Below are 8,954 nucleotides of genomic sequence, written 5' to 3'. Positions count from 1 at the left end.
CTGCCCTCGCTGCCGCCCACCCCGAGGCGCGCGTCCTCGCCGCCGCGCTCGACCGCGGGCTCGACCACAGGGGCTACATCGTGCCGGGCCTCGGCGATGGCCGGGCCGTGGCCGGGCAGGAAGGTCGCGTCGTCGCGGTCGAGCAGGCGGCGGAGGGAGGCAATGTAGGCACCCATGTCGCCGTCTGGCGGCGAGACCATTGAGGTCGACCAGCCCATCACGTGGTCGCCCGAGAACAGTAGGCCCGTCTCCTCGAGAGCGAAGCAGAGATGGTCCGACGCGTGCCCGGGGGTGTGGATCGCCGTCAGCCGCCAGCCGGGCCCCTCGATCGCCACGCCGTCGGCGACATGCTCGTCGGGAAGGAAGGGTGGGTGGCCGGCGCCCACCGCAACGGTCCGGGCAGGGTCGGGCCGGCCGAAGCCGTACACGGCCGCGCCGGCAGCAGCGGCGAAGCCTGGCGCACCGGCGGAATGGTCGTGATGCCCGTGGGTGACGAGAACGTGGCTCACCGTCTCGCCGGCAAGCGCATCGAGCAGAGCGCGGCGATGCGCCGGGTCGTCAGGCCCGGGGTCGATCACCGCGACACGGCCGCGCCCGACGATCCAGGTCGAGGTGCCGTGGCAGGTCATCGGCCCCGGGTTCTGCGCGACGATCCGCCGCACAAGGGGGTGCACCTCGAACACCGCGCCGTAGGCGGGCACGGGCTCGGTCAAGACGGGGGGAGACGCCATGGCGTCACTCTACGGCCGTTTCGTTCCGGCTGGAAACAAGGGTGTGGGCTCCGATACCGATACGGCCGGACCAGCGAGCGCGGCTGGAGCGGGGCCTCTGTCCCTTTGTGGCCTCGGAGCATGGCCTTCCGATTGATTCCGGTCGATCGGAAGGTGGTCTAGCAGTAGGCATGACAGGCCTATTCAGATCGTCAGGAGGTTCTGGGTGGTTTCGCTGAATCATACGATCGTTCACGCCCGCGATACCGAGGCCACTGCCCGTTTCCTGACCGAGGTGCTGGGCTTGCCACCACACCGGCGGCTTGGTCACTTCGTCGTCGTGCAGATCGGCGAGGTTTCGTTCGACCTCATTCAAACCGACGCCGCAATCTCGTCACGGCACTTCGCATTCCTTGTTTCGGAAGCGGAGTTCGATGCGATCTTCCAGCGCGTCAAGGACCGCGAGATACCGTTCTGGGCCGATCCGTTCCGCAAGCATTCTGGCGACGTGAACCAATGGGACGACGGACGCGGAGTCTACTTCGACGATCCCAACGGCCATTTGCTCGAGGTCATCACCCGACCGTATGGCAGCGGTGGCCTGGACGCCAAACGCCCCAATCCACTTCTCACGCGCTGACACCGGTGCACGGACTTGTCGTCAGGGACGCCGCTGCCAACGACATCGGGGCGCTGGCCAAACTCTGGTTCGACGGCTGGCAGTACGCTCACGGCAGCATCCTCCCTGCCGAACTGAGGCGACTGCGCACGCTGTCGAGCTTCCGCGACCGCCTGGCCGAGGGGCTCGCGAATGTGCGCGTCGTGGAGCAGTCCGGCGCGCCCAGCGGCTTGGCGATGCTGAAGGCTGACGAGCTCTATCAGTTCTACGTCGCGGGCCACGCGCGTGGCACCGATGCGGCCCCCGCTCTGATGGCCGACGTGCTCGCACGCCTTCGCGAAGCCGGCGTCGTCTCGGCCTGGCTTGCGTGCTCGATCGGCAATGACCGCGCTGCACGCTCCTATGAGAAGACCGATTGGCGGCGCGTCGGTACGATGACGAGCCGACTGCGGACGCGGCAGGGTATCTTCCCGCTGGAGGTCTGGCGCTACGAGATCGAGCTTCGCCTCGGCGGCATGCTTCCCGCAGACGCGCGCTGACACTCGGCCATGATGGCGACGAAAGCGGAAGCGCCGAGCAATCCTCGCGTAACGCCCTACCGCGCAGGCCTCAGCTTCTGAAGGGCGATCATCACCACGCCGAGCGCGATACCTGCCCAGTGCGGCGCCGGAACGGAGAGGCCGCTCACCGCGTCGAGCAGGCCATCCACAGCCGAGGGGAACACGAGAAGCGTTCCCGCAAGCGCGGTGATCCAGCGCTCCCAACCGGCCATGCGGCGGAAGCCCATGCCCTGCGCGGCCGCAGCGAGCAGGCCGAGGCCGAGCGTGGCGAGCGTGGTGATCCACGCGACGTCGCCCCAGGTCATCTCCGGCGTGCGCTGCAGGAGAAGCCCGACGCCGAGCGGGTCGGTCACGAACATGAAGGGCAGCACGAAGGCGGGAAGCGTGTACTTCCATGCCATCAGCGTGGTCCGATACGGCCCCGCACCGGTGATCGCGGCCGCGGCAAAGGGGGAGAGCGCGGTTGGCGGCGACACTTCCGACAGCACCGCGTAGTAGAAGATGAACATGTGCGCGGCGAAGTCCGGCACGCCGAGCTTGATGAGCGCGGGGGCCGCGATCACCGCGGAGATGATGTAGGAGGCCGTCACCGGAACGGCGAGGCCGATCACCCACACGATCAGGCCGGTATAGACGGCCGTCAGCGCGAGCGAGCCGCCTGCGTAACGAATCGCGATCTCGGAGAACTTGAGGCCTAGGCCGGTCAGCGTGACGACGCCGACGATGATGCCCGCGCACGCACAGGTGGCCGCGACGTTCAGCACCTGCACCGCTCCGCCCTCGAGCGCCGCGATCGCCTTCCTCGGCGTCATCGCGCATTCGCGGCGGAGATAGGAGAGCAGCGCCGCGACTCCGGTCGCGTAGACGACCGAGAGTGTCGCCGAGTAGCCCATCAGCAGGAAGGCGACGATGGAGACAAGCGAGGTGAGGTGGAACCAGTACTTCCGGAACAGCGCGCCCGTGCTTTCCGAGAAGCCCTCCTTCTCGGTCTCCTTCACGCCGAGCGCGCGCTGGTCGAGCTCGACCATGAACAGCAGCCCGGCGTAGTAGAGCACCGTCGGGATGATCGCCATCTCGATGACCTGGAGATACGAGATCTTCAGGAACTCGGCGATCAGGAAGGCGGCGGCGCCGAGCACCGGCGGCGAGATGATCGCGCCGAGGCCGCCCGCGGCGAGAAGCCCGCCGGCATCGTGCGGCGAATACCCCACGCGCTTCATCATCGGCCAGGCGACGGATCCGAGCGTCACGGTCGTCGCGACGCCGGAGCCGGAAGGCCCGCCGAGCAGGAAGGACGACAGGACCACGGTGCGTCCGGCGCTCGAGGCCTTGCCGCCCATCAGCGCGAAGGAGAAGTCGACGAAGAACTTCCCCGCGCCGGTGACCTGCAGAACCGCTCCGAAGATGGTGAAGAGGATGATCAGCGACGACGACACATCGACGGCGGTGCCGAAGATGCCGTCGAGCGTGATGGTCAGGTGCGGGATCAGCCGCTCTGCGTCGTAGCCCTGGTGCGTCCAGGGCGCGGGCAGGTGGTTGCCGAAGAAGGCGTAGAGCAGGAAGGCGATCGAGATGCCGGGCATGATCGGCCCGGTCGTCCGCCGCGTCGCTTCCAGGGTGAGGATGATCAGCGCCCACCCGACCCAGATGTCCATCGGCTCGGGGAATACGTAGCGGTCGGTCAGCTCGTCGCCGCCGGTGATGATGTAGTGCATCACCCAGAGCGCCGCCCCGACGAGAACGATGTCCCATGGCATCAGGCGGTCGCGGAAGCGGCGGGAGGCGGGAAACAGCAGGAAGGTCAGGACCAGCACGAAGCCGACATGGATGTAGCGCATGTACATCGTCGGCACGATGTCGATGGCGGCGTAGAGGTGGAACGAGCTCATCGCGATGGCGATCAGCGTGACGAAGATGGCGAGCGCCCCGCGATAGCGGTTCTGCACGCCCTCTTCCTGCTCGATCAGCGCCTCGACCTCGGCGGCCGTGCGGTCATCGAGCTCGGCCGCCTCGGGCGGGAGGTGATGGTCCTGGTTCGTCATGCGAATGCGGGCCGGGGCATCGCTGCCCCGGCCCTTTCCCCCGGACGCCGCGCGCTCAGGTCAGCGAGGCGCCGCGCGCCTTCCAGAAGGCCTCCGCCGCCTTGTGCCAGGGAATGCCGGCCGCCGCGGTCTTCTGGTTCTCGATCTTGAAATTCCGCGCTTCCGCGTGGACCCGGTGGAGCTCCTCGAGATTGTCCCAGATCGCGGCGAGAAGCTGCCCGACCAGCGCGTCGGGCATGTCCTCGCGCACCGCGATGATGTTGGCGACCGACATCTGCTTGTTCGGCTTGTCCTGGCCGGGATAGGTGCCGGCCGGGATCTCCTCGGCGAAGTACACCGGGCCGTTCTTCTCGACGATCTTCGGCACGAACTCGGCGTGGTCGATCAGCACGAGCCTCTGTCCGGGCGTCGCGCCGAGATCGGTGATCGCCGAGGTGGGCACGCCGGAGACGAAGAAGTAGGCGTCGAGCTTGCCGTCCTTGATCGCGTTGGTGCTCTCCGCAGGCGAGAGGCGCTCGCGGGCGCGGAAATCCTTGTCGCGATCGACCCCTGCCGCCTCGATCAGACGGAAGGCCATGACCTCGGTGGCAGAGCCGGGGGCACCGGTGGAGACGCGCTTGCCCTTCAGGTCGGCCATCGAGGTGATGCCGGTCGAGGCGACGGTCACCACCTGCATGCGGTTGGTGTACATCACGAGGATCGCGCGCGCGGGAACGGGCCGGTTGGTGAAGCGCTCCTTGCCCGCCACCGCATCCACCGCGGCGTCGACCTGCGTCAGGATCATGCCCACGCGGTTCGCGCCGAGAAGCTGGAGGTTGGCGACCGACCCGCCCGTGACCTCGACCGTGGCGCTCATCCCCGGGATGGTGCGGCTGAAGACGGAAGCCATGCCGCCGCCGAGCGGGTAGTAGACGCCGCCCGTCGTGCCAGTGGCGATGGCAAGCTGTTGCGCGCCCTGCGCGACGGCCGGTCGTGCCAGCCCCGACCCGACGACCGTGGCACCGGCGCCCGCGGCGAGCAGGGCGCGCCTGTTCAACGTGATCGTCATGATTTCAGTCCTCCCCTTTGGCCTGCCGGTCCCGATCGCCGGCGCCTTCTGGGGCGAAGATACGCAGCCGCGGCTGCGTGCGCAAACCGGGAGCGCCACGGCAGCGGTTGACGCATATCAAGGCAACCAGGGGGCGGGAGTGCTGATATCCCCCCATGACACGGGGCGGGACGGATGTATTCTCCCCGCGCAACGCAACGGGACTGAGGAGAGGACGCCATGAAGGCACGCGACCTGATGACGCCGGATGTCGTGACGGTAGCGCCGAACACGCCGGTGATGGGGGTCGCGCGGCTGCTCGCCGAGCGCCACATCAGCGCCGTTCCGGTGACCGACGCCGACCGCAAGGTTCTGGGCATCGTCTCGGAGAGCGACCTCCTGAGCCAGGTCGCCGGCCGGGAGCATGACGCGCCGGGCTTCTTCAAGAGCCTGTTCGCCGACCCCGCCCGCATGGCCGAGCAGTACGTGAAGTCGCACGGCCGCACCGCGCGCGACATCATGACGACGCACATGGTGACGGTGACCGAGGACACCCCCGTCGGCGAGATTGCCGAGCAGCTGGAGAAGTCGAACATCCGCCGCGTGGTGGTGCTGCGTGACGGCCGGCTCGCCGGCATCGTCAGCCGCGCTGACCTGCTTCGCGCGCTCGTCTCGCCGCAGACGACGACGCCGTCCGACACCTCGGACGAGGGCATCTACCGCGCCGTCGTCAACGAGATGAAGAAGCAGCCCTGGGCCAGCACCTTCTACACCACGGTGGTGGTGAAGGACGGCATCGTCGAGTTCTACGGCTACTGCGGCTCGGACGATTACCGCCGCGCGCTGCGCGTTCTCGCCGAAGGCGTGGCGGGCGTCAAAGGTGTCGAGGACCATCTCGTCGTCGGCCCGCTCTACGTCTATTCCTGAGCGTCACCGCGACGGCGCCCGATAGACGCTGACCGACACGGGCAGGCAGCCCAGGCTGCCTGCCCTTCCCGCGTTCCCTTCCTGCATCCGAGCGCCCGGACCTTCCGCGACGCGGCGCGCATGCGCTAGCCAGACGGGATGGCCCGGGCAAAGGCACAGACCGGCCGCGCGCGCACGCCGATCGCGGCACGAAGCGGTACGCCGAGGCGCAAGGCGGCGAAGGCAGCGCGGGCACGGCCGGCCCGGCGCTGGTTCCTGCGCGGCCTCGTCCTTGCCGCGCTCTGGTCGACCATCCTCGGTGCGGGCGTTCTCGTCTGGCTCGCCTGGGACCTCCCCCGCCCGGAAGCCGCGCTCGCGGCCACGCGCCGGCCCTCCGTCACCATGCTCGACGCGCAAGGCGGCGTGATCGCCCAGAGCGGCGACCTCTACGGCGAGACGGTGACCCCGCGCACGCTGCCGCGCCACGTCGTCGACGCGATGCTCGCGACGGAGGACCGCCGGTTCCGGAGCCATGTCGGCATCGACCCGATCGGCATCGCTCGGGCCGCGTTCGTCAACCTCGTGGAGGGGCGCGTCGTCCAGGGCGGCTCGACCATCACGCAGCAGGTCGCGAAGAACCTGTTCCTGACGCCCGACCGAAGCTTCCGCCGCAAGGGACAGGAGGCGCTTCTCGCGCTCTGGCTCGAACGCGCCTTCAGCAAGGACGAGATCCTCGCGATCTGGCTCAACCGCATCTATCTCGGCTCCGGCGCCTACGGCATCGATGCCGCGGCGCGGCTCTATTTCGGCGTGCCGGCGCGCAGCCTCTCGGTGTGGCAGGCGTCGGTGATCGCGGGGCTGCCGAAGGCACCCTCTCGGCTGAACCCGCGCGCCGATCCCCAAGCCGCCGTCGCACGCGGGCGGGAGGCGGTCGACAACATGGTCGCCGCAGGCTGGCTCACCGAGGCCGAGGCTGCGCGCGCCAAGGCCGAGGCCGCACGCGGCTTCGCCTCCGGCCCGCCCCGGGGGCGGAGCGCCTTCGCCGAATGGGCGGAGGGCCGCCTCGGCCCGGTGCCGACCACGGGCGGGGCGGTGATGCTCCGGGCGACCCTCGACCCCGCCCTGCAGGAAGCCGCCGAACGCGCGCTCGCCGCAGCGCTTTCGTCGGACGGCGCGCGGCTCGGCATCGGCCAGGGTGCGGTGGTCGCGGTGCGGGCGGAAACGGGCGCGGTGCTCGCCATGGTCGGCGGGCGGGCGGCGACGGTGGGCGGGTTCAACCGCGCCGTCGCGGCAGAGCGGCAGCCGGGAAGCGCGTTCAAGCCCTTCGTGTGGCTCGCTGCGCTCGAGGCGGGGCTGACGCCCGGGACGGTGATGGAGGATGCGCCGCTCGCCGTCGGGCGCTGGCGGCCGGAGAATATCGACGGTAGGTATCGCGGGCCCGTCACGCTCACCGAAGCGCTGGCGCAGTCGGTCAACACAGTGGCGGTGCGGCTCGCGATGCAGGTGGGGCTCCCCCGCGCCGCAGCCGCCGCCCGCCGCGCGGGGCTCACCGGGACGATCCCCAACGACGCGACGGCAGCGCTCGGCTCGGGTTCGGTCGGGCTGCTCGAGCTCGCCGTCGCCTACGCCACCTTCGCCAACGGGGGCTGGCTCGTCGTGCCGCACGGCATCGTCGCGGCGGAGACCGATGGCGAAACGGTCTGGCGACGCGAGGGAGACAGGCTGCGCGCGATCGATGCCACGCGGGCAGACGCGATGGCGGCGATGCTGCGCGAGGCGGTGGCGCGCGGCACGGGGCGCGCGGCCGCGCTCCCCGGCCGGGCCGTCGCGGGCAAGACGGGAACGACGAGCGAGTTCCGCGATGCCTGGTTCATCGGCTGGGTGGAGACGCCCGCCTCCGGCACGGTCGTCATCGGCGTGTGGCTCGGCAACGACGATGCGGCGCCGATGCGCGGCGTCACCGGCGGGTCTGTGCCCGCGCGCATCTTCCGCGGCGTGGCCGCCGCCGTGCGCTGATCAGTCGAGCAGCGCCGAGGCGAGGATCGCCGATCCGGGGCGGAGGATGGGGATGCGCTTGAGGATCGGGTAGGCGAGCCCGGTGTCGCGCGAGAACCAGACATTCTCGACGCATTCGAGCGGCAGGTCGGTTCCCGGCACCGAGAATGCCCCTTCGCGCCCGACGCGCGCCCCACGCACGGCAGAGGGAGGCGGGGTGATCACGGTGCAGACGGTCGGGTTCAGCGGGTTGCGGATGTTCCGGATCGGGATCGTCTCGACAACGGTTCCGCCGAGCTGACGCACCACGCCCTCGAGGTCACGGATGTAGCCGAGCCGGTCCATCCGCGCCCTGGCCTCCTCGCTCGCATGCTCGTAGGAGGGTTCGAACAGGATGAGCCTGTCGCGCGTGACGCGGAACAGCTCCTCGATCAGCGCCGGGAGGTTCCCGCCGTTCGGCTCGAGCGCATGGCTCGATGTCGTTATGCTGACGGACGAGGTCCTGAGCGGGATCGCGCCGATCTCCGCGACGAAGGCGGAGAGGCGCGAGAACCCCACGCCCATCGTCGCGCCGGCGAAGCCAAGCCCCTTCCGCACGCGAGACCAGGAGATGTCGAAGGCGAGGATGCTCTCCGGCAGGCGCGCGAGACGCCGCGCGATCAGGCTGAGCGTGGTGACCTCGCCCGTTCCGATGTCGAGGAGGCTCGTGCCGGGCTCGATATGGCGGTCGAGGATGCCGGCAACCTCCTCGGCGTAGAGGATGGCGCGGTCGCGGTTCTCCTCGATGTCGCGGATGTAGGAGCCGGCCTGCATGTCGTAGGCGAGCTCGATGATCTCGGGCGTGTTGTCCTCGACGCCGAGCTGCCGGCGAAGCGCGTCAGTGACGTTCTCGCCTGCCTCCCAGGCCTGCCGAGCCTTCAGTATGTTAGCCAGTCTCGGTCTGTCGTGCGGCATGCGGCTCCTCCCAGGGGGCCGCGATGGTTCCGCGCGCCGGGTTCCCTGGCAAGGCTCGGCGGAGGGCTCAGCCGTGCCGCGGCTTTCCTGCCGAGGAGGACGTCAGATGCCCGAGCGCGGCGAGGGAGCGCACGCCGCCGC

General features: G+C 69.7%; 8 protein-coding genes. 4 read left to right on the top strand and 4 right to left on the bottom strand.

Translation table 11 applies throughout. The features are described 5' to 3' along the window. The coding region (locus FIF60_RS21070; RefSeq protein ID WP_144300258.1) for an MBL fold metallo-hydrolase at positions 1 to 731 on the bottom strand (731 nt) is incomplete at its 3' end. 205 nt (positions 732 to 936) lie between these two features. On the opposite strand from FIF60_RS21070, the gene FIF60_RS21065 reads away from it, so the two are divergent. Continuing rightward, positions 937 to 1,350, top strand: a complete 414-nt coding sequence (locus tag FIF60_RS21065; RefSeq protein WP_144300257.1) for a VOC family protein — start codon at positions 937 to 939, stop codon at positions 1,348 to 1,350. Positions 1,351 to 1,355: 5 nt separating this feature from the next. Next, positions 1,356 to 1,868, top strand: a complete 513-nt coding sequence (locus FIF60_RS21060; RefSeq protein ID WP_204251273.1) for a GNAT family N-acetyltransferase — start codon at positions 1,356 to 1,358, stop codon at positions 1,866 to 1,868. A 56-nt stretch (positions 1,869 to 1,924) separates the two neighbouring features. Here the strand turns inward: FIF60_RS21060 and FIF60_RS21055 are convergent, their stop codons facing one another. Then, complete coding sequence (locus FIF60_RS21055; RefSeq protein ID WP_144300255.1) at positions 1,925 to 3,931, bottom strand: TRAP transporter permease; 2,007 nt, start codon at positions 3,929 to 3,931, stop codon at positions 1,925 to 1,927. Positions 3,932 to 3,986: 55 nt separating this feature from the next. Further along, the gene (locus FIF60_RS21050) at positions 3,987 to 4,979 is read right to left on the bottom strand and encodes a TAXI family TRAP transporter solute-binding subunit (protein ID WP_144300254.1); all 993 of its coding nucleotides are present in this window, start codon (positions 4,977 to 4,979) and stop codon (positions 3,987 to 3,989) included. Between the two features lie 219 nt (positions 4,980 to 5,198). Here FIF60_RS21050 and FIF60_RS21045 point away from each other — a divergent pair, with 219 nt between their 5' ends. Together FIF60_RS21045 and FIF60_RS21040 are read left to right on the top strand one after the other, a co-directional pair. Next, the gene (locus FIF60_RS21045; protein WP_239451747.1) at positions 5,199 to 5,885 is read left to right on the top strand and encodes a CBS domain-containing protein; all 687 of its coding nucleotides are present in this window, start codon (positions 5,199 to 5,201) and stop codon (positions 5,883 to 5,885) included. A 138-nt stretch (positions 5,886 to 6,023) separates the two neighbouring features. Next, positions 6,024 to 7,880 carry a transglycosylase domain-containing protein gene (locus tag FIF60_RS21040; protein ID WP_144300253.1) on the top strand — a complete coding sequence of 619 codons (1,857 nt, stop codon included), beginning with the start codon at positions 6,024 to 6,026 and terminating at the stop codon, positions 7,878 to 7,880. On the opposite strand, the gene FIF60_RS21035 is transcribed toward FIF60_RS21040, so the two are convergent. Then, positions 7,881 to 8,813 carry a hypothetical protein gene (locus FIF60_RS21035; RefSeq protein ID WP_144300252.1) on the bottom strand — a complete coding sequence of 311 codons (933 nt, stop codon included), beginning with the start codon at positions 8,811 to 8,813 and terminating at the stop codon, positions 7,881 to 7,883. Between the last annotated feature and the right edge of the window lie 141 nt (positions 8,814 to 8,954).

It is taken from the genome of Elioraea rosea, assembly GCF_007644105.1.
Classification (GTDB): Bacteria; Pseudomonadota; Alphaproteobacteria; order Acetobacterales; family Acetobacteraceae; genus Elioraea_A; species Elioraea_A rosea.
The sequence above is the reverse complement of the archived record's forward strand: the minus strand, read 5'-3'. Positions and strand labels throughout refer to the sequence as shown.

Excerpts from the sequence above, each read along its gene's own strand:
- FIF60_RS21055 (WP_144300255.1), bottom strand. The coding sequence starts at position 3,931 with ATGACGAACCAGGACCATCACCTCCCGCCCGAGGCGGCCGAGCTCGAT.
- FIF60_RS21050 (WP_144300254.1), bottom strand. The coding sequence starts at position 4,979 with ATGACGATCACGTTGAACAGGCGCGCCCTGCTCGCCGCGGGCGCCGGT.
- FIF60_RS21045 (WP_239451747.1), top strand. The coding sequence starts at position 5,199 with ATGAAGGCACGCGACCTGATGACGCCGGATGTCGTGACGGTAGCGCCG.
- FIF60_RS21040 (WP_144300253.1), top strand. The coding sequence starts at position 6,024 with ATGGCCCGGGCAAAGGCACAGACCGGCCGCGCGCGCACGCCGATCGCG.
- FIF60_RS21035 (WP_144300252.1), bottom strand. The coding sequence starts at position 8,813 with ATGCCGCACGACAGACCGAGACTGGCTAACATACTGAAGGCTCGGCAG.